The sequence below is a fragment of the Tenacibaculum sp. Bg11-29 genome (genome assembly GCF_002836595.1).
Lineage (GTDB): Bacteria > Bacteroidota > Bacteroidia > Flavobacteriales > Flavobacteriaceae > Polaribacter.
Genome location: NZ_PJBB01000003.1, coordinates 4,475,220 through 4,499,953, shown reverse-complemented (window position 1 = coordinate 4,499,953; position 24,734 = coordinate 4,475,220). Strand labels below are relative to the sequence as shown.

General features: G+C 30.7%; 21 protein-coding genes and 1 tRNA gene. 6 read left to right on the top strand and 16 right to left on the bottom strand.

Translation table 11 applies throughout. The annotated features are described in order from the left end of the window. Positions 1-346 precede the first annotated feature (346 nt). On the bottom strand, positions 347-658 hold the full coding sequence (locus CXF68_RS20220) for a hypothetical protein (RefSeq protein ID WP_101047181.1): 312 nt from the start codon (positions 656-658) through the stop codon (positions 347-349). Between the two features lie 668 nt (positions 659-1,326). On the opposite strand from CXF68_RS20220, the gene CXF68_RS20215 reads away from it, so the two are divergent. Continuing rightward, a complete protein-coding gene (locus CXF68_RS20215) occupies positions 1,327-2,121 on the top strand; it encodes a cation transporter (protein ID WP_101047179.1) in 795 nt (264 codons plus the stop codon). 342 nt (positions 2,122-2,463) lie between these two features. On the opposite strand, the gene CXF68_RS20210 is transcribed toward CXF68_RS20215, so the two are convergent. The 5 genes from CXF68_RS20210 to CXF68_RS20190 form a co-directional block, all read right to left on the bottom strand. Then, complete coding sequence (locus CXF68_RS20210) at positions 2,464-3,696, bottom strand: site-specific integrase (protein ID WP_157822023.1); 1,233 nt, start codon at positions 3,694-3,696, stop codon at positions 2,464-2,466. Positions 3,697-3,755: 59 nt separating this feature from the next. Continuing rightward, a tRNA-Arg gene (locus CXF68_RS20205) sits at positions 3,756-3,829 on the bottom strand. Between the two features lie 77 nt (positions 3,830-3,906). Beyond that, the gene (locus CXF68_RS20200; protein ID WP_101047175.1) at positions 3,907-4,134 is read right to left on the bottom strand and encodes a putative signal transducing protein; all 228 of its coding nucleotides are present in this window, start codon (positions 4,132-4,134) and stop codon (positions 3,907-3,909) included. A 12-nt stretch (positions 4,135-4,146) separates the two neighbouring features. After that, positions 4,147-4,299 (bottom strand): hypothetical protein, encoded by a 153-nt coding sequence (locus CXF68_RS20195; protein WP_028887580.1) that lies wholly within the window; start codon positions 4,297-4,299, stop codon positions 4,147-4,149. A gap of 97 nt (positions 4,300-4,396) precedes the next feature. Further along, positions 4,397-5,734: an SPFH domain-containing protein gene (locus CXF68_RS20190; protein WP_101047171.1), complete on the bottom strand. Its 1,338-nt coding sequence runs from the start codon at positions 5,732-5,734 to the stop codon at positions 4,397-4,399. 518 nt (positions 5,735-6,252) lie between these two features. Here CXF68_RS20190 and CXF68_RS20185 point away from each other — a divergent pair. Then, the gene (locus tag CXF68_RS20185) at positions 6,253-7,194 is read left to right on the top strand and encodes a calcium/sodium antiporter (protein WP_101047169.1); all 942 of its coding nucleotides are present in this window, start codon (positions 6,253-6,255) and stop codon (positions 7,192-7,194) included. Positions 7,195-7,278: 84 nt separating this feature from the next. Here the strand turns inward: CXF68_RS20185 and CXF68_RS20180 are convergent, their stop codons facing one another. Then, positions 7,279-8,301 (bottom strand): glutamine synthetase beta-grasp domain-containing protein, encoded by a 1,023-nt coding sequence (locus CXF68_RS20180; protein ID WP_101047167.1) that lies wholly within the window; start codon positions 8,299-8,301, stop codon positions 7,279-7,281. Between the two features lie 189 nt (positions 8,302-8,490). Here CXF68_RS20180 and CXF68_RS20175 point away from each other — a divergent pair, with 189 nt between their 5' ends. The 4 genes from CXF68_RS20175 to CXF68_RS20160 all read left to right on the top strand — a co-directional run bounded on the left by CXF68_RS20175 (position 8,491) and on the right by CXF68_RS20160 (position 13,316). Next, entirely contained in the window at positions 8,491-10,674 is a 2,184-nt protein-coding gene (locus CXF68_RS20175; RefSeq protein WP_101047165.1) for a glutamine synthetase III, read from the top strand. 37 nt (positions 10,675-10,711) lie between these two features. Continuing rightward, entirely contained in the window at positions 10,712-11,206 is a 495-nt protein-coding gene (locus CXF68_RS20170) for a GNAT family N-acetyltransferase (protein WP_101047163.1), read from the top strand. 61 nt (positions 11,207-11,267) lie between these two features. Further along, positions 11,268-12,446 (top strand): AIR synthase related protein, encoded by a 1,179-nt coding sequence (locus tag CXF68_RS20165; protein WP_101047161.1) that lies wholly within the window; start codon positions 11,268-11,270, stop codon positions 12,444-12,446. A 273-nt stretch (positions 12,447-12,719) separates the two neighbouring features. After that, on the top strand, positions 12,720-13,316 hold the full coding sequence (locus CXF68_RS20160) for a class I SAM-dependent methyltransferase (protein WP_101047159.1): 597 nt from the start codon (positions 12,720-12,722) through the stop codon (positions 13,314-13,316). A gap of 46 nt (positions 13,317-13,362) precedes the next feature. On the opposite strand, the gene CXF68_RS20155 is transcribed toward CXF68_RS20160, so the two are convergent. The 9 genes from CXF68_RS20155 to CXF68_RS20115 form a co-directional block, all read right to left on the bottom strand. After that, on the bottom strand, positions 13,363-14,712 hold the full coding sequence (locus CXF68_RS20155) for an MATE family efflux transporter (RefSeq protein ID WP_101047157.1): 1,350 nt from the start codon (positions 14,710-14,712) through the stop codon (positions 13,363-13,365). A 19-nt stretch (positions 14,713-14,731) separates the two neighbouring features. Continuing rightward, on the bottom strand, positions 14,732-16,174 hold the full coding sequence (locus CXF68_RS20150; protein ID WP_101047155.1) for a DUF3526 domain-containing protein: 1,443 nt from the start codon (positions 16,172-16,174) through the stop codon (positions 14,732-14,734). Next, positions 16,171-17,601, bottom strand: a complete 1,431-nt coding sequence (locus tag CXF68_RS20145; protein ID WP_101047153.1) for a DUF3526 domain-containing protein — start codon at positions 17,599-17,601, stop codon at positions 16,171-16,173. Before CXF68_RS20145 ends, CXF68_RS20150 begins: the two co-directional genes overlap by 4 nt. Positions 17,602-17,688: 87 nt before the next feature. After that, positions 17,689-18,390, bottom strand: coding sequence for an ABC transporter ATP-binding protein (locus tag CXF68_RS20140; protein WP_101047151.1), 702 nt, complete (start codon positions 18,388-18,390; stop codon positions 17,689-17,691). A gap of 9 nt (positions 18,391-18,399) precedes the next feature. Beyond that, the gene (locus CXF68_RS20135; RefSeq protein ID WP_101047149.1) at positions 18,400-19,614 is read right to left on the bottom strand and encodes a DUF4374 domain-containing protein; all 1,215 of its coding nucleotides are present in this window, start codon (positions 19,612-19,614) and stop codon (positions 18,400-18,402) included. A gap of 47 nt (positions 19,615-19,661) precedes the next feature. Further along, positions 19,662-21,986, bottom strand: coding sequence for a TonB-dependent receptor (locus CXF68_RS20130; RefSeq protein ID WP_101047146.1), 2,325 nt, complete (start codon positions 21,984-21,986; stop codon positions 19,662-19,664). A gap of 47 nt (positions 21,987-22,033) precedes the next feature. After that, on the bottom strand, positions 22,034-22,960 hold the full coding sequence (locus CXF68_RS20125) for a hypothetical protein (RefSeq protein WP_101047144.1): 927 nt from the start codon (positions 22,958-22,960) through the stop codon (positions 22,034-22,036). A gap of 3 nt (positions 22,961-22,963) precedes the next feature. Then, positions 22,964-23,443 carry a hypothetical protein gene (locus CXF68_RS20120; protein ID WP_101047142.1) on the bottom strand — a complete coding sequence of 160 codons (480 nt, stop codon included), beginning with the start codon at positions 23,441-23,443 and terminating at the stop codon, positions 22,964-22,966. An 861-nt stretch (positions 23,444-24,304) separates the two neighbouring features. Then, complete coding sequence (locus CXF68_RS20115; protein ID WP_157822022.1) at positions 24,305-24,562, bottom strand: hypothetical protein; 258 nt, start codon at positions 24,560-24,562, stop codon at positions 24,305-24,307. Between the last annotated feature and the right edge of the window lie 172 nt (positions 24,563-24,734).

Sequence of the window (24,734 nt, the reverse complement as noted above, 5' to 3'; positions counted from 1 at the left end):
GTATGTTGTTTGGGAAGAAGGCCTAAGAAAAGTAAATCCTAAGAAATACAAAGAGTATTTTGGTGAAGAAGAAAAAGAAATCGTTATAGATTTATAAATACAACTACAATATTTACTTTTTATGATAAAAATCCCACTCAGTTTTTGAGTGGGATTTTTGTTGCAACAACTTTAAATTCTGTTGCAGTTTTGTTGCAATTTTGTTGTTGCCTGTTGCAACAGGGTGTTTAATTTTCTATAATAGTTTTTAAAAGTACTGTGTTTATTGGTGTTGTAGTGTTGTAGTGTTGTAAGCGTGCTGCAACAATAATTAGCTTTTGTTGCAACAAAACTGCAACAAACTAATTTATTTTATATTTTTAGCAATATGCTTATTTATAAAAGCGGTAAAAGTATTGGTGACCATAGAAATATAAAAAGCTGTTTTTTTATTAATTGTCTCTAAATGAATAGGGTTGTTTAAGTTGTTTTTTACGCTAAAATCTTTAATAATTTTAGCCCCTAGTTTTTGTTTAATCTCAAATTCAATGCAATCATTAATTATACCCTGGTTAATTGGTGTATCAACAAAAGGATGGTTAAGAACAGAGTCTTTAGCAGCTTCAAAAACCTCTCTACTTCTTTTTTTGCATATATAATCAAGCTCTGTAATATTCATGCAACAAAAGTACAAATTGAATTAACTAAAATTGATTACCATCTTTTGAATTTGTAAAAAAGAGCATTAGTAAACATTCAAACTGTAGGTATTTATAATATGAAATTCAAAACTTGCTCTAAGCTATTCTTTAAATAAAAAAAGTAAATGAATAAATAAACTACAACTTTTATGGAAGAATGTAATTTTCTGTTTTTTTTTACATCAAAGAATGAATTATATAAATATGAAAAAATTAAAAAAGGCACAAAGAAAATAAATAACTCTAATAAAAATCTACCAATAAACATTATAACAATTTGGAACAGTAAATATATAAAAACAACATAAAAACAGTAGAAATTATAACAAAAAAAACCCACTTCTTTGAGAGGTGGGGAATTGCTATGAAAAAGAACTTAAGACGTCTCTTAAGGGCTGCTAAATTAAATCGAATTAAACAGAATAGTGAATAATAAACCGTAGAAAAAGTAAGGTAAAACCGTAAAATATATATTAATCAAACTGTAGGTTTTCAGGTTCTAAAAACTGAAAAGTTCATTGACATAATTGTGGTAAGTAATATGAAATATGTTTTTGGATATTTCATATATTTATAAACACATTACTTTACACCTTTATATAGGGATGTAAAGAAACTTGTAATTAATGTAAAACAAGGAAATTGAATGAATAAAACAATATTTGAAATTACCAAAATGGATTGTCCATCAGAAGAAAATTTAATCCGAATGAAGTTGGATGGAATTTCTAGTATTGCGAATTTGGAGTTTGATATTCCAAATCGAAAATTGATTATTTTTCATAGAGGAGAAATTAACAAAATCGAAAAGGCGATTTTTGAATTGAAATTAGGAGGGAGAAATATATGTACTGAGCAAACCGACCAAACGGAATTTAAAGAGAATGTCAACCAAAAAAAGTTACTTTGGTCTATACTTATAATAAATTTCGCCTTTTTCTTTATCGAAATGACGACAGGGATTATCTCAAAATCAATGGGGCTTGTTGCTGACAGTTTAGATATGCTTGCTGATAGTTTTGTTTATGGAATTAGTTTATTTGCGGTGGGCGGAACTATAATAAAGAAAAAAAGAATTGCCAAACTTGCTGGGTATTTTCAAATAACACTTGCTATTATTGGTTTTTCGGAAGTTTTAAGAAGGTTTTTCGGAGTTGAAAAGCTTCCAGATTTTTCGACAATGATTATCGTTTCTATTTTGGCACTTATTGCAAATGGGTTTTGTCTTTACATTTTGCAAAAATCAAAAAGTAAAGAAGAGGCACATATGAAAGCTAGTATGATTTTTACTTCAAATGATATAATTATCAATTTAGGAGTAATTATAGCAGGAATTTTAGTGCATTATTTAAATTCAAATAAACCTGATTTAATTATTGGTATAATCGTTTTTGTGTTAGTAATTCAAGGAGCATTTCGTATACTGAAATTGAGCAAATAGATAAAAGTATTTGATATCATATTTTATATAAAAAAGACTTACCACATATCAACACCTAACAAGTGTTGTTTTTTTTTGTTTCTAAAAAAACAATAGGTTTTTTAGAGTACAATTCCGCTGTCGAACCGCATTTATTCTATTTAATATTTGATAGGAGGTGAGGCGCTTTTCTCCACTGAGAACAAAACCCCTAACCCCATTAGTATAAAATTTAACTACATAATTTGTATTATACTCACGCTTGTACTCTGTTTTTATTATTGATTATCAGTTGTTTATGTGTTTTTTTGGTTCGTGAGAACAAAGAGTACAGGAAAAATGAAAAACATATTCGTTAAGTGTTTAATTAATAATATCGTCCATGTTGTTGATTTCTTCATTAATGATACTATCCACAATATGTACGTATATCATTGTTTCTCTAATATTAGAATGTCCTAATACTTTTTGTAAATTTTGTATTCCTCCGCCTTTTATTAGATAATTTGTAGCAAAACTATGTCGAGCAACATGAAAAGTAACACGTTTTTTTATTCCGCAAGAAGAAACTATAGATTTTAATTCTCTATTAATATGCTCATTTGTGTAATCTCCGTTAAACTCATTGCTTTCATTAATAAATTTCTTAGCAGATTCATTTAATTTAATCTTTTGAAATTTGCCAGTCTTTTCTGATTTAAAAGCAATGAAATCTCCAATAAAATTATCGTTAGATAAGTTTCGAATATCAGATATTCTCAATCCTGTAAAACAAGAAAACAAAAAGCGATCTACTATGTTTTTTCGAGACTCCGATATAAACTTAGATTCTCTATATTCATATAAAGTTTTTATTTCTTCAGATGTTAGAAAAGTTCTATCTCCTTTAAATGATTTAATTGTAATATCATCAAACTTTAATTCTGTTCTAATTCCTTTTTTATTAGCAATGTGTAAAAACTTTTTAAAGTTTTTTAGTGTTGTTTGAATTGTTGTGTTTTTATTTTTTAGATTTTTCTTACAATAGATGATTAACTCGTTAATAAGGTCCTCATTTATATCTTGGAAAAGAATTTGATCTTTGAATTTTTTTATTTTGGTAATAGTAGAGAGTTGCTGCCTGTATGTTCCTTTAGCGAGTACTTCCTTTTGTTTTTCTAGTTCTTTTTCGCAAAACTTTATAAAATCTACCTTAGAAGATGGGTCGGTTAAATCTTCTATTAGTTTTTCAAACGTTAAATATATTCCAGCAAGTCTATAGCTAACAGCTATGCGGTTTATACCCGCTAATTTTTTACCTATAACTAAATTATAGTCTTTTGTTAAATCAGAACTTCCTTTTAAAATCTGTTTTTTCTCATTCCACATTTTAGGAGCTACAAAAATATTTAGTGGAAGTCTTTTTCTTTTCCCATCTAAAAATAACTGAATATACAGCGCACACGTTCCATCTGTGCGCACATAGTCTTTTTTTATGATGATTTTATGTGTCAACTTCCCACTCATTTTTGTTGGGTAGTTTTGTGGGTCGTATAGTTGATTTGTATGTACTTGCATTGCCGTAGTTTTTCTTTTACAAACTTTTGTAAATGACAAAAACTCAACGTTTTAGATTTTAATCTAAAAGCGTTGAGCTTTGTGTAATCATTAAATTGTGACCTCGGCTGGATTCAAACCAGCAACCTCTTGAGCCGTAATCAAGTGCGCTATTCAGTTGCGCCACGAGGCCGTTTTTGCGAGTGCAAATATAGAGACTATTTTTGGTTCTAGGAAATAAAAAAACATTTTTTTTGTTTTTATTTTCTATTACTCGTTTAATTCTTTTTTGAAATCTTCAATTATTTTTTTAGCATTCTCTAAATCAGAATTATAGATAAATAATTCACAAGAAGCGCCTGTAGATCCAAAACCAGCCAATCTGCCAGATTCTTTACTGTCTTTAATTAAAGTTGCTATTTTTGCTTCGTCAAGTAAAAAAGCAAGCCTATTTGTTAAAATTGTAGTTCCCGTATGTATTTTTATGTGTTCTTTCATAATTGTATGTTTTTAGTCTAATGAATTTATTGTGATAAAAGCACGCCAACCAATAATTGCTAATTGAAATTTGGATGCTTTTGAGATGTCTAACTCTTTTTGAGTAAAAGAGGGTAGTAGTGTTTTGTTTAGTTTTGCTAAAAGTTTGAAAAGTTGTTTTTTCATTATAGGTTTGATTGTATATCAAAAATACTGAAAAATAATTTGTTACTTAGAGTGAAGTGAAAAAGTATCACCTCACTCATTAGTAACTAAAATAATTTTACTTTTTACTTTCCATCATCTTTTTAGCAAGATCTGCGCCAATTAATGATTGTAATAAATTTCCGCCATTTCCATTCTTGCTTCCTTCAATATAGGTAGATGGTAAACGTAAGCTTTTTATTTGTTCAGCTACACCCACAGCTGTTTTGTATTCCCATTCAGCTTTTTCTTGTGGAGTTAAACCAGCACTCACTAATTTAGAGTTCTCGTAATACATTGCATCTGCTGCTACTTTTTTACTTTTCGCTTTGTATTGTTCTACTTCAAATTGTTTTTTCTCTTTTATTAAGTTGAACCCCGCTACTTTGGCTTCGGTTTCAGCTTCTATGGTTTGTTGAATTTGAATTTTTTCTAATCGAGCTCTTTCTTTTGCTTTTTCAGATTCTCCCTTTGCAACTTCCTTTTTAGCTCTATAGTATTCTCGTTCTGCTTGTTGTTTTTCTAATTGAGTTTGCGCAACCTCGTTTTTTTGTAAATCTAAACGCTCGTCAAAAGAAGCTTCCCAATCGATACCAGTTACTTGCGCCTGGTAAATTTTTAAACCATATTGTTTTAAAGAGTTAGAGTTGTCTCTAACAATAGTACCATTTCCACCTCTTTTTATTCTAAATTTTTTCTGCTTGCTAGATTTTCCAATCTTTATTTTTCGAATAGTAGTGGTATCACCTACTACTTCATTACTGTTTTCAGCCTCGTAATATTGTTCTACTTGATACATTCCGTTTTCTAATTGGTCTCTAAAATACCTGTCAAAATCAGACGCTTGTCCAGATATATAGTCTTGAGCATCCATTAATTTACAAGTGTTTTTTATAGCAGCATCTATATTAGGTAAAACTCTTCCGTAAATTAATTTAGATTCACTTCTGTTTCTGTCTGCCATATTTAAGAAAACTTCTTCATCATTAATATTTACACCTACAATTACAGAGGTGCTTATTTCAGCTTTAATAGCGTCACTAAATTCCCATTTTTGAGCCTTTCTATTGTAAATACCTCTATCGCTTTTCGGTAATTCACTTTCATCGTTAACTATAATATCTTTTATAGATGTTTCGTATGATAATGGAATGATACGTCCCCACCATTTAAGTTTTAAACCTTGAGTTGTAATCATTTTATCACCACCAGATACATATTGTACAGCGTAAGCGGTACCTGCATCAGCGTAAAAGAACATCCCCGTAATAATGCTTAAAAGCGCTCCAAGTATTGTAAATTGAATACTTCTTTTTAAACTAAACCAGTTTAAAATTTTGTTGTTTTTAAAAATTGAACTTAATACGATTGTAGTTAGTCCTATAATGATTAATAGTACTCCGATAAATGTTAGCATAGTAATTGTTTTTTTTAAAATGATTAATATAATAGTTGTGCAATAATTACTGCGGTTTTTGCCGCAAAAATAAGAAGTTTAAAGATGATGTTTATCATAGGTTTGAATGTTTTTAATTAGTAAATTATAGTTGATTCCGGAATTGTTTTATCAATATATAGGAAAGAGAATCATACTTCCAAAAATTAGAAAGCGAATTAATTTGTTTGTGTTTAAATTAATAGTGTAAAATGTGTTTTTTGTTTTATATTGAAACATTATTTGCTTCTTTTGAGTTTGTTTATGTAATGTATATTTGTTATTGTTGTTTGAGACTATAATTGTTTAAAGGTGTTTTTTATTTATTTTTTATAAACTAAAGGAAAATGTGTTTAATAATGAGGTGTTTTTTTGTTGTTTGATTTTTTTGTTGATGCTAGAAAGGAAAATTAATAGAACTCAAGCTGGCTGTGTTTTGAGTTTTTATTGAGTACTTATTTTCGTATCAAAATCTTATCTTCGCAAAAAAAAGATACTAAATGAATATTGTATATATAGTAGTAGGATTATTGTTATTGGTTCTTGGAGGTAACTGGTTGTTAAAAGCAGCAGTAGGCCTATCTTTAAGATTAAATATACCTAAAGTTGTAATTGGTATGACAGTGGTTTCTTTTGCTACCTCAGCGCCTGAATTAATAGTAAGTATTAAGTCGGCATTAAACGGAGCAACAGGTTTAGCAGTAGGTAATGTAGTTGGTTCTAACATTGCAAATTTAGGACTGGTATTGGGAATTACGGTACTTTTATCAACAATTGATGTAGAAAAAAGTTTTTATAAAACAGATTGGCCGGTAATGATGCTTGCCTCTGGTTTGTTGTATTTTTTTATAGCTTTTGATAATACGATTCAGCAATACGAAGGGATTATTTTATTTACAATGTTAGTTGTATTTTTAGTTTATTTACTAAAGTTTCAAAAAACAGCCGTTGTTGATGAAATGCCTGAAGATGATGAAGAGTTGGCTTTGTATAAAGTGGTATTGTTTTTAGTGATAGGAGGAGTTGCTTTGTGGGGAGGTTCAGAACTATTAATAAAAGGAGCTGTAGCTTTAGCAGAGAATTTAGGTGTAAGTGATGCTATTATTGGAGTTACAGTAGTTTCAGTAGGAACAAGTGTGCCGGAATTAGCAGCCTCTATAATAGCGGTAATGAAAAAAGAAAAAGCGATATCATTAGGAAACTTAATTGGGTCTAACGTGTTTAATATTTTAGCTGTTTTAGGAATTACAGCAATGATAACGCCGATAGAGTTAAAGGAAAATGCGTTAAGTTTAGTGAATAACGATATTTATTGGATGTTAGGAATATCATTTGCAGTATTACCACTTGTATTTTTTCCTAGAAAACTAAGATTAAATTGGAAAGACGGGATTGTGTTATTGGTAGCTTATGTTGTGTTTGTTTATTTAAAGCTATCATAGTAAATAAATAGAAAAAACAAAAAAGCCTTTAAATTAATTTAAAGGCTTTTTTGTTGTTGTTAGTGTGTGTTGTAATGGAAAATATTATAATTTATCGCAAACTGGTTTTACAGTTTGTATAATTCTTGAAGCGATTTTATAAGGGTCTCCGTTAGAAGCAGGTCTTCTGTCTTCTAAATATCCTTTCCAATCATTATCTACAGTTAAAATAGGAATACGAATAGAAGCACCTCTATCAGAAATACCGTAACTAAAATCTGTTATAGAGGCAGTTTCGTGTAAACCTGTTAAACGTTGGTCGTTATAAGCGCCATAAATATCAATATGTTCTTTGGTTACTGGTCTAAAAGCTTCACAAATTTGCATGTAAATCTCTTTAGAACCACAAGTTCTTAAAACAGTGTTAGAGAAGTTAGCGTGCATTCCAGAACCATTCCAATCTCCTTTTACAGGTTTTGGGTGGTATTCTATATAGTAACCATATTGTTCAGTTAAACGATCTAATAAGTATCTAGCAATCCAAATTTCATCACCAGCAATTTTGGCTCCTTTAGCAAATAATTGAAACTCCCATTGCCCTGAAGCAACTTCTTGGTTAATTCCTTCAAAATTTAATCCAGCATCAATACATAAATCAGCATGTTGCTCAACAAAATCTCTACCATGTGTATTTCTTCCACCTACAGAACAGTAATACATTCCTTGTGGTCCAGGGTATCCACCAACTGGGAACCCTAAAGGAAGTTGAGTTGCTCTGTCCATAATAAAGTATTCTTGTTCAAAACCGAACCAGAAATCATTATCATCATCATTAATTGTAGCACGAGCGTTAGATTCGTGTGGAGTTCCGTCAGAATTTAAAACCTCTGTCATTACTAAGTATCCGTTAACACGTGCTGGATCTTGATAAATTGCTACAGGTTTTAGAACGCAGTCAGAAGAACCTCCTGAAGCTTGTTTCGTAGAAGAACCGTCAAAAGACCAATTCTTTAACTCTTCAATCGTTCCTTGAAAATTTTCATGCTCTTCAACTTTTGTTTTACTCCTAAGGTTTTGTGTTGGTTTGTAACCGTCTAACCAAATGTACTCTAACTTAATTTTTGCCATGGTAATGAGAATTTATTTTTTAGAATTAAATTCAATGCAAAAATGAATATTTTATCTTTAATATTAAAATTTTAAGGGGGTAAACTTTTAAAATTAGCAATAATTTAATTTTACCCCTATTTTTTTAGGGGTATATTGTAAAATAGATTAAAATATGTATTTTTGATATCGAAACTTACACCATATATAATGTCTACTTTAAGATTTAGTGCTTTAAAAGAAACTTTACATAGAAAACCTGTTTTTATAGAAGAAAAGGGGAGACGCTCTGAATTGTTTGGAGAAAATGTTTTTAATACGCAAACAATGCGTCAGTATATGACAAAAGATGCGTACCAAAGTGTAATGGATGCTGTTGAGTTTGGTAGTAAGATAGATCGAAAAATTGCTGATCAGATTGCGGTAAGTATGAAAGATTGGGCTTTATCTAAAGGAGCAACACATTATACGCATTGGTTTCAGCCATTAACAGGTGCAACAGCAGAAAAGCATGATGCTTTTTTTGAAACTATTGAAGGTGGTGGTGCGATGGAACGTTTTGATGGTGGTCAGTTAGTGCAACAAGAACCAGACGCATCTAGTTTTCCGAATGGAGGTATTAGAAATACATTTGAAGCTCGTGGTTATACAGCATGGGATCCTACATCACCAGCATTTGTATATGGAACAACTTTGTGTATACCAACAGTTTTTGTTGCATACACAGGGGAAGCACTAGATAATAAAGCACCGTTATTAAGAGCCTTACAAGCGGTAGATACAGCTGCAACAGCAGTTTGTAAGTTTTTTGATAAAAATGTTTCAAAAGTAAACGCAACGTTAGGTTGGGAACAAGAATATTTTTTAATAGATACTGCTTTAATGTCAGCACGTCCTGATTTAATGATGACAGGAAGGACATTATTAGGGCATTCACCAGCAAAAGGACAACAATTAGATGATCATTATTTCGGTTCTATTCCAGACAGAGTAATGAGTTTTATGAGAGATTTAGAGCAAGAATGTATGTTGTTAGGCGTTCCTGTAAAAACACGTCATAATGAGGTGGCTCCAAATCAGTTTGAATTAGCACCAATTTTTGAAGAAGCAAATTTAGCCGTAGATCATAATTCGCTGTTAATGGATGTGATGGAAAAAGTATCACAACGCCATCAATTTAAAGTGTTATTTCACGAAAAACCATTTGCAGGAATTAATGGATCGGGAAAACATAATAATTGGTCTTTAGCAACAAATACAGGAGTTAATTTATTGAGCCCTGGGAAAACACCAATGAAAAATTTACAGTTCTTAGCCTTTTTTGTAAACACAATTAAGGCGGTTCATGATTATGAAGAATTAATTAGAGCTTCAATAGCAAGCGCAAGTAATGATCATCGTTTGGGTGCTAACGAAGCGCCTCCAGCAATAATATCAGTGTTTATTGGTTCGCAATTATCAGCGGTGTTAGATGAGTTAGAAAATGTAACAAAAGGTAAATTATCACCTAAAGAGAAAACTGATTTAAAGCTAAATATTGTAGGTAAAATACCTGAAATATTATTAGATAATACCGATAGAAATAGAACTTCACCTTTTGCTTTTACAGGTAATAAGTTTGAATTAAGAGCTGTAGGTTCTTGGTCTAACTGTGCAGGACCAATGACGGTTTTAAACACAATTATAGCAAAGCAATTAAAAGAATTTAAAGTTGAGGTAGATGAATTGGTTGAAGCAAAGAATCTTAAAAAAGACGAAGCTGTTTTTAATGTATTAAGAGAATACATTAAAGCATCAAAGAAAATTAGATTTGAAGGTGATGGTTATGGAGATGCATGGGAGAAAGAAGCAGTAAAAAGAGGGTTGAGCAATAATAAAACAACCCCTGAGGCCTTAAAAGCAAAAATTTCAAAAAAAGCAATTTCACTTTTTGAAGAAATGAATGTGATGAATAAAGTAGAAGTAGCCGCACGTCATGAAATTGAATTAGAAGAATATTCTAAGCGAATTCAAATAGAAAGTAGAGTTTTAGGAGATGTTGCAAGAAATCATGTAATTCCTACAGCGATTCAATATCAAAATACATTAATAGAAAATGTAAAAGGATTAAAAGAAATCTTTGGAAAAGGTTTTGAGCAATACGCAAAAGAACAAATTGATTTAATTCAGAAAATATCTGGTCATATATCAGGAATCAATTCTAAAATTGAAAAGATGACTGAAGAGCGCAAAAAAGCAAACAAGTTTGATGGGCAAAAAAATGCAGATGCTTACTGTGATAAAGTAAAGCCGTTTTTTGATGAAATTCGTTATCACTGCGATAAGTTAGAGTTAATGGTTGATGATAATTTATGGCCTTTAACAAAATATAGAGAGTTGCTGTTTACACGTTAAATTGTAAGATTAAAAATTTTCCGAACTCCACTTCTTAATCATTTTTATTAGGAAAATTAAAAAACTAAAAGAAGAACATTGGTGTGAAGTTGCAATTATTTATAAAGACGGTATAGATACAAAAAAGGCAACTTTTAGAGCTAGAGTTCCAAAATGGAATGATTGGAATGAAAACCATCATACGCATTCAAGATTTGTAGCAATAGATAACGATGAGATAATTGGGTGGTGCGCAATTGCACCTGTTTCTAAAAGAGAAGCCTATAAAGGTGTGGCAGAAGTAAGTGTATATGTTTCTTTGGATTCTTCAGACAAAGGAGTTGGAGGAGAATTAATAAAAAAACTTATAAAATCATCTGAAGAAAACGGGATTTGGACTTTATATGCTAGTTTATTTCCTGAAAATATAGGAAGTGTTAAGCTATATCCTAAAAATGAATTTAGATTAATTGGTGTTAGAGAAAAAATAGCAGAACAAGATTGTGTATGGAGAGATACTGTTTTGTATGAACGTAGAAGTAAAAAGCTTTAATAACTTTGAATATTTGCCGTTTTTAGAGTAATTTCGCGGCAACAAAACAACAACATAACACATGAGTAACGAAGTATCTAAGCGCTATGCACAACGCGGAGTTTCAGCATCTAAAGAAGATGTGCATAATGCAATTAAGAATATCGATAAAGGATTATTTCCGAAAGCTTTCTGTAAAATTGTTCCAGATTATTTAACAAACGATGAAGATTATTGTTTGATTATGCATGCTGATGGAGCAGGTACAAAATCATCGTTAGCATACATGTATTGGAAAGAAACAGGAGATATTTCTGTTTGGAAAGGTATTGCGCAAGATGCTTTAATAATGAATATCGACGATTTGTTATGTGTTGGTGCTACAGATAACATTATGTTATCTTCTACTATTGGACGTAATAAAAGTAAAATTCCAGGAGAAGTTTTATCTGCAATTATTAACGGAACTGAAGAGTTAATTGAAGATCTTAAAGGTTTTGGAGTAACGATTCATTCTACAGGAGGTGAAACTGCCGATGTTGGTGATTTAGTACGTACAATTATTGTAGATTCTACAGTAACAGCTCGTATGAAACGTACTGATGTTGTTGATAATGCAAATATAAAAGCAGGCGATGTAATTGTTGGTTTAGAATCTTTTGGACAAGCAAGTTATGAAACTGAATATAATGGCGGAATGGGCTCTAACGGATTAACTTCTGCAAGACACGATGTTTTTGATAATTATTTAGCGGCTAAATATCCTGAAAGTTATGATGCAGCAGTTCCTGCAGATTTAGTATATTCAGGAAAAGCAAAATTAACTGATGCTGTTGAAAATTCTCCAATTGATGCTGGTAAATTAGTATTGTCTCCAACAAGAACGTATGCACCAATTATTAAAGAAATTTTATCAAAATTTAATTCAGATACTGTTCACGGAATGATTCATTGTTCTGGTGGAGCACAAACTAAAATTTTACATTTTGTAGATGCACTACATATTGTAAAAGATAATATGTTTCCAATACCTCCTTTATTTAAATTGATACAAGAACAATCTAAAACAGATTGGAAAGAAATGTATCAAGTATTTAACTGTGGGCATAGAATGGAGCTTTATGTATCTCCAGAAATAGCTGAAAATATTATAGCTATTTCTAAATCATACAATGTAAATGCTCAAATTGTAGGTAGAGTAGAAGCTTCTGAAACTAAGAAATTAACTATAAATAGTGAATTTGGAACTTTTGAATATTAAATAAAAGTACCTAAATGGCTATTTTAATAGTGTTAAATTATTTAAACCTAAACAATATCTTTATTGTTTAGGTTTTTTTATTGATTAATTTTAAATGGAAATTTATGTGATTTATAGATGAAGTAATAGTCAATTAAAAGAAATAAGATGCGGTGAATATAGGTTGAATTGAAATTTTAAAAACGTATAAAAAAAGGTGTTAAAGAATCGATAAATTATTGCTGTAAAAGTAATTACTTCGTTATTTTTGTTAAGAACAAGAATGAAAAAAAGATGTGGAAAGTACATTACGATAAAGTAGGTAAAGAAAATCATCCTCCTGCTTATACACTGAGTCAGGCGTTAGTTTTAATGAAAAGTAAAGGTGATTTAAACGAATTTAAAGCTATTGATTTAGGCTGTGGTAATGGGGTGGATACTTTTGCGATGCTAAATGAAGGTTTAGAGGTATTGGCTATAGATAAAGAATCAGATTCTTTGTTGCATATACAAAAGAATATAAAGACTGAACACATACCCAAAATTACTTTTAAAAGTACTTCTTTTGAAAGTTTAAAAGAGTTGCCTAGTGTTGATCTGGTTAATGCAACCTTTTCTTTGCCTTTTTGCCATCCAGATAAATTTGAAAATCTTTGGGCTGTTATTCTTAAAAGTATTAATACTAAAGGTTATTTTTGTGGGCATTTTTTTGGAGTAAAGGACTCATGGAGTTCTAATAATGAAATGATCTTTCACGATGAAAAGGCTATAAAGAGTTTATTTGAAGGTTTTGAATTATTATATTTTAAGGAAACTACTAAAGAAGGAAAAACATTATCAGGGAAAGAAAAATTTTGGCATGTTTTTCATGTTGTAGCTCAAAAAAAATAATTATCTTAATGATTAAACTTTCTGTTTCTTATGACGTTATGTATAGTTATAGTTTTTGAAGAGTTCGTCGAGATATAATCCATAAAACTAAAGCATAAAGTGCACTTTCTAATAAAAGGCCATAATACACTCCTTGAATAGTGTAGTATTTGGTGAAAATTAATATAATTGGAACGAAAAGGAATAGCTGACGACCTACTGGCAATAAGGTAGCCAATTTAGCTTTACCTATACCTTGAAAAAGTACGATGCTACTAGATGATATTGGTATAAATAATAAAATGCACAAAATCATTTGCAGATTTAATATTTCTGTTTGACTAAGTTCTTTATTAGGTAGCATAATATTAATTATAACTTCAGGAAAAATAAGCATAGGAATTACCAGTACTATACCAAGCGTAATTCCTGCTAGCCTATAAATAGAGACACTTTTAATACACCTGTGTTTTTTTTTGGCACCATAATTAATTCCGATAATTGGTTGCATTGACTGATAAAGTCCTAAAATAGGAATCGCTAAAAAGGAAAACATTCTAAAAGCTGCATTAAAAAAAGCCATTGCCTCTAGGTTACCATATATTACTACTAATCTAAATAATATAAACTGTCTAAATATATTAGAGAGCTGCATTGAAAATGCTGAAAAGCCAATACTTAAGACACTCTTAAGAATTTTAGGTTCTAATTTTATACGAAACTTAGTGGTGCTAAATGTTGCCTTTCCTTGAATGAAATATAAAGATGTTAAGGCGCTATATAAAAACATTGTTAGAATACTGCTCCATGCAGCCCCAGCAACTCCCATGTCAAATACTCCAATAAATAAAGGAGTTAGTAGAAGGTTTAGGACTACAGAGATTAAAGTAAAACGCATGGCTTGGCCTATTTTACCTTCAGCGCGTATTAAACTATTGGCTGAAAGCCCGTAGATACTAAAAAATGCACCAAGAATATATACGGTATAATAATTTAAAGCATAGGTGAATAATTCTTCTGATATACCTAATAGTGAAACTATTTCATGAGAAAAAATTATGCCAGGGATTGTGATTATAGCAGCTCCAATTAAGGATAGTGCTATCATATTAGGGATTATTTTTTGTTGAATTTCAATATTATTTGCACCTATAGCTCTACTAAGAACCGATGCGGAGCCAGCAGCAACAAAAACAGTAACACTTGTAACTACTAGCATTAAAGGAAACAACATTGATACCCCTGTAAAGGCTTTGATTCCTATAAAATAACTAGTGTAAAATATATCAATGAGCCCATTAATAGATACAACCATCATCCCTAAAATAGCAGGGATAGATAGTTTTAACATTAGTTTCCATAAACTATCGTTAATAAAATCGTGTTTTTTTTTAGGCTTTCGCAATGTAAATTTCATAGAAATATATTTTAAGAAGCTATTTTTTAAGGGCCTTTAAGAAAATAGTTTTATTGAAAAGAACTAATGATAAACCAAAAAGGAAAAAAGAGATGATTATAATTTCTATTAAACCACCTTTAATATTTTGGATTTTGGATATGTAGTCTACTGTTAAATTGAATTTAGGAAGATTTTCGTAGTCTTTATTTTTTATTTGTTTGTTTAAAAACAATTTATCGAAATAAAAATGAGTAATCTCTTTGTGAAAATTAGTAATTGATTGATGAAAGGCTTGAAAAATTACAGCATCCGTTTCGGTAATTTCATTCAAAATACTTTGTGTATTTACAGCAGGATTAGCCCATTGAAATAATGAAATCCATTTTTGACGTAGTTCAATTTGGTTAAAATAATCAACGACTTCCTTTTTATGGTGGTTGTCGTTGAGTGCGGTAAAGGCAGCATAAGCTTTGGACATTGTGTTTACATCAATTAAAGCCTTAGCACCTTTTAAGTCATCTCGATGGTGTAAATATTCCTCAATAACAGCCTTAGCTTCGTCTAAATCTTCTTCGTTTTCGAGGCTTTTTCTTCGGGTAATATCAGCAAGCGACATATTATCTATTGGGTATGCAATGTTTGCATATACATTTAATATGGCTGGTAAAACAATTAGAAATAGAAGCCATAAACCAGCAGCAGAGATTGCTGTTAGAGAAGAGTTTTTTTTAAGACTAACTAAAAAGAACATTAAAGCAAACCAAAAACTGAAGTAGCATAAAATGGTAGCTATCCATAAAAAGATGGTTAAATTTTCTGTTTTAGGAGCTATAAAAAAACCAATAGAAGATAAAAGGATTCCTAAGCCTACAATTAAGAGGTAATAAAAAGAAATTCTAATCAATAATATTTTTCTTAATCCTACGGTTTGTAACCTTAATAGAGGAAGCATTCCGTTTTCTTTTTCTTCAGCGTATAATCCGTAAGTAAAGACTATTATAAGTAAGGGAAATAAATAAATAAGAACAAAAGAAAGGTCAAAATTTCCTATGTATAGTTTTAGAGGATTGGCTAATTCATTTTCAAACAATTGATAATATAGGCTCGCAGCTGTTAGTTTACGGTAATAAGGTTCTATATCTCTTTGGCCTAATGACATATGCGCTAAACTATGAGGATTTAAAACCGCATGATATTCATGTCTATACCATGCGTAAGCTGGGTCAGAAGCTATATTGAATAATTGTTTTTCTTTGACGGATGTACGTTTGTTACTGAAACTATTTATATAGTTCTTAAATTCATTTTTTTCAATAGTTTGAACATTTTCAATTGTTTTCTGTTGTTTCGTTATTGTAGAATACCCATAATATATCGCATAGATTCCTAAAAAAACAATGGAGATTAATAGAATCATTTGAAAGATATTTCTAATAATAGAAATACCTTCACGTTGCCATAATAGTAAAATTAACTTCATATCATTTTGCTTTTAAAAGAAGAGGGTATTAGAAGTAACATTGCCAAAAACCAAAAGGTTAATGAAGCTAGTTCTATCCTGTAATATTTTAATACTTTGGTTACAAAAAGTGTTTTATACTTGAAATCTGAGATTGTTTCCCATAAGTTTTTTCCAGCTTTGTACTCATAAAACTCTCCATGGCGTGAATTTTTTGCCATGTCATTATTCATTGTTCGTATTAAATGCCTGCGGTATGTTTTTGTTTTTCTTTGAAAATCATTGAAACTGTGCCAGTCGGTAGCAGTAAAAGCCATAGAAAGATTTCTAATAGCTATGTAGGGGGCAACAAAGCTCATTAAGCTTTCTGTTTTATTTTGAAGCTCAAATTTTTTATGTAGTTTTTTTTCATGAAAATCGTATACTTTATTAGCGTACTCTTCACCTTCTTGCATTTCTATTCCACTAAAATTTAAGGGGAGTTTATGAATGGAATCAACATTATATTTTTGTAAATAATTTTCTTTTAGTTTGACTAACCTTTTTTCTTTAGATTCATTTATTGCCATTCCATTTGCAATATCATGTTGTATACCTTCTTTGTATATTTTCATAGAAGGTAATGGGTGTAGTGTTTCACCTAAGTTTGCCGAAGTTTTAGGAATAATAATTCCGGTTACCACCCAAAATATTAAGAGTGTTAAAAGAGCGCTTCTTGAGTTAGAAGATTTAAGAGATATCCACACAGAAAAATTTGTAAAAGTCCATAAATATCCAATATAAACAAGAAATAGGAGTACGATGCGAAGTTCCATATCTCTTATCACTGAATTAGTTGTTTCATTTATTCCTACGAAATAAAGTGCTGTAAAAAACGGGACTATTATTATTGAAATAATTATAAAGTAAGCCAAAACCTTACCTAAATAAATAGTTCTTATTGAAACACCTTGACTAACCAATAGCTTAAAAGTTCCTGTTTCCCTTTCTTTGGTGAAAGTTTGAAAAGTTATAAATATAATAAGGAGTGGTAATAATAATTGAAGTACCAATGCAGCGCTTAATTCACCAAAACGAATCATATTTCCGTATCCCTGTACAGGTCTGAACATGAATTCGTGAGGATAGTGAGCTTCTAAGTAAACAGAAGTTCCTGTGTATGTATCTAAACCAAAATCGAAAAGACTAAGAAGTGTTTTTTGTTTAAAAACAAAGGTTCCATAGTGTGCGGCAATATGAGGATGTTTATTTCCTTGATCTAACCATTCAGCCCTTCTCTCTTCTTGAGCAGTTTCTACCATGGTAATTTGATGTTTATAGGCAATATGACCTCCATATACAGCAAACCCCAATAGAATTATAATTATGGTAAACAAAATTTTTAAGGAACTTTGTCTGATTACACCTTTAAGTTCTTTTTTAGCAATTAAAAAGATTTGACTCTTCATTTATTTAAATTTTATTTTTTATTGGTAAGATGTAATTCTCTATATAAATATGTTGGTTAGTCTCCATGTTTTTTAGCGTGTTTTAGACTATGTATGCATATGTTTTAAGTATTTTTTTTCTAAATCTTGAAAAGAAACTTGATCAGACTCCATTAAATCAACCAAAACACCTTCTTTCATAATTCCTATATGAGTACCTGTGTCTTTGGCACGAAAAAGATCATGAGTAGCCATTAAAGTGGCAACTTTTTGTTCTTTCATTTCAAGTAAAAGTTGAGAAAATTCATTACTAGCCTTAGGATCTAAACCAGATGTAGGTTCGTCTAAAAGTAAAATTTTAGCCCCTTTTGCTCTTGCTAAAGCAATACCTACTTTTTGTCGCATTCCTTTAGAGTAACTACTAACTCTTTTTAATATGAAATCTTCTTGTAGTCCTGATTGTGAAAGTAAAAAGGCTAATTCATCCTTTTTTTGATTTCCACCTTGAAGACCACAAAAAAAATGAAGATTTTCAAGTCCTGTCATATCTTGGTACAATTGAAGATTTTCGGGAATATAGGATAGCCACTGTTTTGTTTTTTTGGGGTGTTTCTCTACATCAAAACCATTAACAAAAGCATTTCCTGAAGAAGGTGCTATAAAATTTAAAAATAAGTTTATAGTGGTAGATTTTCCTGCACCATTTGCGCCGAGCAGGCAAAAAATATCGCCTGCTCTTATTTTTAAATTCAATGAATCTAGTGCGGTAAAATCACCATATTTTTTTGTAAGATTTTCAGCTTTTAACATGTTTTTTTATTAGTTGTTTAAGTCTTCTAATCCTGTGATGAAGCCTCCGTTAGAAGTAAATAATTTACTAGATGTGTTTGAGGTAGTGTCAAAGCTGAATACGGCATTTTCATCATTCGTAGCTGTTGTAAATAGTAATTTATTATCCTTATAAGGAAGTATTATCATTCTTCGAGAACCATAGGTTGTTGGAAGCCCAGGTACAGCTCCTAAACTTGATTTATTTTGAAGGTCTAACTCAAAATATTTAAACTGTGGCTGGTTGGTTTTAAATTCATAAAAATCAGTTGCGTCTTCAACCTTTGCGGTAAAGCTTCTTCCATTGGGCATTTGGTAGATTCCGTAGCACACGTTTCCTGTAGCGTTTTGCATATCCATAAAATAGTCTGGATCAAAAGAAGTTTGTCCATTACTTATTTTTAAGAGTCCACTAGGGCTGTTACCTCCACTTAATTTAGTTCCTAAACCTTGTACATAGATGTCGCCATTAGTAGTTTTAATCATTCCTGCATTAGCTGCTTGTCCTCCAAAAACCATCCCTGTTCTCTTGTCAGATATAATTTTTTCTACCACTTTTTGGTTTAAATCAATTACGGCAACATAAGCAGAATCGTTTAAAGGTGCGAAATTGTTTTCGTAATGCAAGCCCATAAATAATTTACTATCTCGTGCAATCATATCTAAATAATAGGTACGAGTAGCTTCAGGAAACCTCTTGGTAATTGATGTTAATGCAACTTCTCCTGTAATACGCATTGTAGTAGGGTTAAAAATGATAAGCTTTGAAATACCACCAGCAACAGAAGCATAGGCAACGCTTTCGTTTTCAAAATAAACTGTAGAAAAAGTATTTGCTCCAGGAACAACAATTCGTTCCTCTTCAACAGTGTCTCCATTATCATTAAATGAGTATTTAACTAATGTAGCAGGAGCACCAAAAGGTGATGCGTACAATGCTTTGTTGTAAGAAACCGTACCTGCATTTCCATTTAACTCTAAAGCTTTCTCATTTCCTAAGGTAGAAAAAGTTAAGTCTTCAGCACCTTGTATGTAAGAGGTTTGATTAGGCCATGCACCACTTACGGTAGTAATACCAAAGTTTAAGGTAATTGGATTCGGGTCATCTTTTTTAGAAGGGGTATCATCGCTGCATCCTATCATTGTTATAGTTAATGCGACGTAAAATAATAGTGTTGTGATTTTCTTAAAAAATTGTTTTTTCATTTTTCTACTGTGTTTAATCTCTCGTTTTTTCGAGTTTAAGGGTTAATTTATTTAATAAAGGTTCTGAGTGTTATGCTAAATGCCCTTCCTGGACGTTGTGCACTAAAATTGTCGAATACTTTTTTGTCGAAAATATTGGTGATTTCTGAGGAAATCGCCCAATGATTAGAAGGGTGTGAAATAGTTACCCCTATATTCTGCGTAAATTGAGAAGGGATTGTATTTTTGAAATCTTTGTTTCCGTCTACTGCCCAATAAAGATAAAATTCATTAACATAATTGGCAGACCACCAAACTGAAATATTATTTTTTGTACTTAGAAATTTTTTTCTATGATATCGAATCTCTCCATTTCCAAATAAATAAGGAATATTAGGAAGCCTTGCGTTAAAATAACGATTGTTTACAGCTCCTGTAATACTTTTAGGAGAACGGTTTCTTAAATCTTGATAAGTCGCATTTACTTTTATATCAAGTGTTTTGAATGGGCGATAGCGTACTTCTGTATCTACACCAAGAGTACGTGATTTTAGTAAGTTTTGATATTGGGCGTAAAATTTTGATGTACGTAGCCAAATAACATTATCTGTATTGCGATAAAAAAGATTGGTATCCCAATTAATTTTTTTTGAGTTTAACTGAAAACCTAAGTTTAGATTATGACTTTGCTCTGGTTTTAAAAAAGGGTTCGGTTTTACTAATGTGAAATTACCAAAAAGCTCTATTTCATCTGGAAGTCTAGTAGCATATTCGTAAGAAGATTTTATCAGAAATTTTTTAGAAAAACGATATCTGATGGATTGTAGAAACCCGAAATTTGTTGCTTTTTGTTTGTTTGGAATGTATTTTAGGTTTTGAATTGCATAGCCGTTGGCATTCATCCAAAAATGTTTGATACCTGTATAGGTTGTTAAATTTCTTGAAAAATTATGTTCATATGCCAAACCAGTAGCATTTTTTAAAAGACGGGTAGGGTTCGCAAAAAAGTCTTCTCCATAAAATTCGGCAGCAATTGGGTCTTTACCTATTCTCTTAGACAAAGCTGAAAACATATTTAAGGTGAAATTACCTTTTAACCAAGGGCTATATTTTACATTAACTCTGTTTAGTAAGTTTTGTGAAGTGAGTTTTAAATTATTTCGCGAAGTAGAGATTTCGCCACCATCTGTTCGTTGACCAAAAACTTTACCATCCCAGGTATATATGTTTAAAGAGGTATCTATAAAATTACTTTTAGTATTGTTATAAGCTGTATACCATTTGATATCGGTATTATTTAGAATATCCTTTTTTTCATACTCTAAAGATGCTCCTAAAGTAGCTTCGTCATAAGTAACTTTTCCGTAGGGTTGCGCCATAATTGCATTATGTTGAACATCATCTTCTAGTCCCGAATAACGTATGTTAAATACGAAGCGATCAGCATAAGTTTTATCATAAACTCCTGTATAAAAATTTAATAGGTAATTTGAGAACTTATCATGAAAACGCTTAACAGTTACAGGTTTTGGATTTCCAAATTCATCAGGAATTTCAACATCTACTTTATAGTCGTTATCAGAATGGTTATAAAATGAGTGTACTCCAAACATCCAGTTTTTATTGGTGTTTATGAATTGACCATTAACATTTACTTTATGACTATTAAATGAGCCAGCTGAGTAAGAGGCATCGAAGTAATCGGAATATGATTTTCGAGTAAGAATATTTACTCCACCACCAAGGGCATCAGCACCCAGATTAACAGGAACAACACCTTTGTAAACTTCTATTTGATCTATTAAGCTTGCTGGTAATGCGTTTAAGCCTAAACCTGATCCAAAATAAGATAGTGGAATACCATCTATAAAAAAAGGTATAGATTTACCAGTCATTCCGTTTACGTAAATTTTTGCATTACTTCCAAAACCACCTGTTTGCCTAATGTTTACTCCAGGAATTTGTTTAACAATATCGCTAGTATTTGTATTCCTCTCTCGAAATTTTTTCATTTTTACTATTGATACATTAGCGGTACTTTCTCTTTTTTGTTGAGTTTTTGATTTACTTGTAATGGCTATTTCGTTGAGTTGATTTTGCTCTTGAGTTAAGCTAATCTTTACCTTAGTTACTTTAGATGTATTTACAGTTGTGTAGTTAGTTTCAAAACCTATATGAGAAACCTCTAGTGTGTAATTATCTTCTGATAATTTATTTAATTTGAAAGCACCGTTTTTATTGGTAATGGTTCCTTTGTTTGCTTTTAGTATTTGTACATGAACTCCTGCAAGAGGTATTTGTTTATGATCTGTAATTACTCCTGTAATACTCTTATTTTGAGAATACGCGTAATTACTTATTAATAGGCAGAGTAGTAGTTTTAGAACTTTCATTAAATTTTTAATATTTAGAACTTCTGTAAATTATAGAGGTTCTGTTGTTATAATTTTATTTGTTTAATGAGTCCTTGTTCTTGCATTTCTTTCAATACATCATTTTCTTTTTCAGATAGACTATCTTTATTTAGTAATCCATCAGATTTATCCCATAAGTATTTAGCTTCAGGTGAAAGCCAAAAAGCTTCATCATCATCTTTTTTTAGTAAACAATCCGATCCGTTTTTTTTATTTATAGATAGTATTTCTTGGTTTCTAATTAAAAAACTATTTGTTTCTTCTGTTAAATTAAGTGTTTCACGTTCTTCATTATAAAGTAAAAAGACTTTACCTTGATGTATTAAAATGGGTTTTGTTTCTTCGGGGTTCATTTCAAAAGCTTCAATTTCGGTTTTCATAAGTCCCTTTAAATCAATAGCCGTTCTTACGATTTTTACAGGGGTCGGTTCTTTTGAATGGTTATGAATTAAAGCTGTTTTTTCTGCTCCCTTTCCTGTAGTAGAGATAAGAGAAACCTCTTCTACCCAAAAATGATCATCAAGAGCCGTTTTAGAGTATTTTATATTTCCGTTATTGTGAATTTCAGAAATAAGAGTATATTTTCCTAAAGGACCATTTTTAGGAACGTTATAGGTAAAATAGTAATGACGTCCAGATTGTATATTTGTTAGTATTTCTACGAGTTTTTCTCGTTTGCAAGGGCCTTGAAGGTAATCTGCGATTACTAATAGGGGGATATTTTTATTTAAATATTTTGGTTTTTTAATAGATTCTATATCTTCTTTGTCTTCGGTAGAATTAGGAAAAGCAATAACATGGTTATCAAAAAGCATGGTAATATTCCCTTTAGGGTCTTTAACTCCTATTTTAACTAAAGGTGATAAGTGTGTGTCTTTTAGATGAGAGGTATTAAAATTCCAGTGTATAGTGATAGTGCTACCTGGTATGGTTCTTTTTGGAAAGATACTCATTACTTATTTTTTCAATTTTTTAATATTTTCTTTACTGTATTTTTTTGGATATACTTCAAACCATTTTTCTACTGTTTCTTCTCCTAAATAATCATAGGTTGTTGATAGGAGAAACTCTAGTTTTTCTAAATATTTTTCTCGTGATAAATCATGAGAATTTTTTAATTCTTGTTTTTTTTGATCTTTTTCGGTTTTTGTAGCAGGAAGATGATGAAAGTAAGGGGTGTTCATGTATTCTGTACTAAATTTATGATACAGAGGTGTAAATAAAATTAGGTTATGCCACATTTCATCTATAATTAGTAGATCATCAGGTATGAAGATTCCAGGGATTTGACTTATGTATAAAAATTTTAGCGTCTCTGATAAAATATCTTTTACTTCAGCTTCAGGAACATCATACATATCCATAAACCTTGATATAACATTTACGTCTTTGAACTTTAATAGATTTGTTAATTGGCTTTCAGTTAATTTCGTCATGTTTTTGTTATTTTTTTAACACTATTTTAAAAAACGGTAGAATTGCTTCTACCGCTTTAATTTTAAAACTATAGCGTGTGAAAACAGTGTCCGCAATTACTACAGTGCATACTTCCACTAGCTTGTTTTGCTTTATTAGCTAGGATTCTAGAAATTATTGATTTCTTATTTTTCATAATTATGATATTTTAAGTTGTACCTACTCTATTAATAATAACAAGGTTTTCGGTATCCCCTTTGAACCTAATGTTATAAGGTGTGAAAACAGTGTCCGCAATTACTACAGTGCATACTTCCGCTAGCTTGTTTTGCTTTGTTTGCTAATATTCTAGAAATTATTGATTTCTTGTTTTTCATGATTATAATATTTATAAGTTATATATGCCTACTCTATTAATAAGGTTTTCGGCTTCCCCTTAAAGTGCTATAAAGTATGGAAACAATGTCCGCAATTGCTACAGTGCATACTTCCGCTAGCTTGTTTTGCTTTGTTAGCTAAAATTTTAGAAATAATTGATTTCTTAGTTTTCATGACTACAATATTTAAAAAGTTATACCTACTCTATGTTATAGGGTTTTCGGCCTCCCCCTTTCGTTGCAACGTTTTTTATGCATATGAAAAATAGATAAGTACAGACCACCTAATGTTAGGTTTGTTGTTAACTTTCTTATTTTTAATATGATGTGAGTAGTGTGGTTATTAAAATAAACAATAGCGTAGCTAGCTATTTTAAATAAATTGTTTCCTTTAAATATTTATTTAAAATGTGGTGTAGCAGCTGTTTTAGCTTATTTCTAATATTTAGATAGGTTGAAAATCATTACGTGTTAACCTGTGTAAATTTTTACAATGTGGTTAGATTATAAGTGAAATTCTTGTAATAAAGAGGGAGGAGGGCGAGAAAATAATTGAGCTGAAGTAAGAGTACTTGAATTAAGAAAACTATAGTTTTTTACTTTTTCTACCTGAGTAATATATTTAATTTCTTTAAATGTATAATCTATAGCGTTAAATGGAAGTGTAGGAGTTAGGTTATGTGAAATAACATAATCGCAAGTAGTACAATCTAATGTATGGTCTTTGTCGTCTATATGAGATAGCATATGAAGTCCTGCCATTTTCATAGAAATGAAAATTACAAGAAGCAAACAAGTTATGCTATTTTTTAAACGACTATTTTTCATTAATTAATGATAATTATTATTTAGTTTTAGTCAAAAGTAGGTAATTATATTACTTAACGCAACTAAATAGCGATAAACTATTGCTATTTAGTTGCGTTATGGTTCT

Coding starts and splice junctions, on each gene's coding strand:
- CXF68_RS20220 (WP_101047181.1), bottom strand. CDS start 658: ATGAATATTACAGAGCTTGATTATATATGCAAAAAAAGAAGTAGAGAG.
- CXF68_RS20215 (WP_101047179.1), top strand. CDS start 1,327: ATGAATAAAACAATATTTGAAATTACCAAAATGGATTGTCCATCAGAA.
- CXF68_RS20200 (WP_101047175.1), bottom strand. CDS start 4,134: ATGAAAGAACACATAAAAATACATACGGGAACTACAATTTTAACAAAT.
- CXF68_RS20195 (WP_028887580.1), bottom strand. CDS start 4,299: ATGAAAAAACAACTTTTCAAACTTTTAGCAAAACTAAACAAAACACTA.
- CXF68_RS20190 (WP_101047171.1), bottom strand. CDS start 5,734: ATGCTAACATTTATCGGAGTACTATTAATCATTATAGGACTAACTACA.
- CXF68_RS20185 (WP_101047169.1), top strand. CDS start 6,253: ATGAATATTGTATATATAGTAGTAGGATTATTGTTATTGGTTCTTGGA.
- CXF68_RS20180 (WP_101047167.1), bottom strand. CDS start 8,301: ATGGCAAAAATTAAGTTAGAGTACATTTGGTTAGACGGTTACAAACCA.
- CXF68_RS20175 (WP_101047165.1), top strand. CDS start 8,491: ATGTCTACTTTAAGATTTAGTGCTTTAAAAGAAACTTTACATAGAAAA.
- CXF68_RS20165 (WP_101047161.1), top strand. CDS start 11,268: ATGAGTAACGAAGTATCTAAGCGCTATGCACAACGCGGAGTTTCAGCA.
- CXF68_RS20160 (WP_101047159.1), top strand. CDS start 12,720: ATGTGGAAAGTACATTACGATAAAGTAGGTAAAGAAAATCATCCTCCT.
- CXF68_RS20155 (WP_101047157.1), bottom strand. CDS start 14,712: ATGAAATTTACATTGCGAAAGCCTAAAAAAAAACACGATTTTATTAAC.
- CXF68_RS20150 (WP_101047155.1), bottom strand. CDS start 16,174: ATGAAGTTAATTTTACTATTATGGCAACGTGAAGGTATTTCTATTATT.
- CXF68_RS20145 (WP_101047153.1), bottom strand. CDS start 17,601: ATGAAGAGTCAAATCTTTTTAATTGCTAAAAAAGAACTTAAAGGTGTA.
- CXF68_RS20140 (WP_101047151.1), bottom strand. CDS start 18,390: ATGTTAAAAGCTGAAAATCTTACAAAAAAATATGGTGATTTTACCGCA.
- CXF68_RS20135 (WP_101047149.1), bottom strand. CDS start 19,614: ATGAAAAAACAATTTTTTAAGAAAATCACAACACTATTATTTTACGTC.
- CXF68_RS20130 (WP_101047146.1), bottom strand. CDS start 21,986: ATGAAAGTTCTAAAACTACTACTCTGCCTATTAATAAGTAATTACGCG.
- CXF68_RS20125 (WP_101047144.1), bottom strand. CDS start 22,960: ATGAGTATCTTTCCAAAAAGAACCATACCAGGTAGCACTATCACTATA.
- CXF68_RS20120 (WP_101047142.1), bottom strand. CDS start 23,443: ATGACGAAATTAACTGAAAGCCAATTAACAAATCTATTAAAGTTCAAA.
- CXF68_RS20115 (WP_157822022.1), bottom strand. CDS start 24,562: ATGGCAGGACTTCATATGCTATCTCATATAGACGACAAAGACCATACA.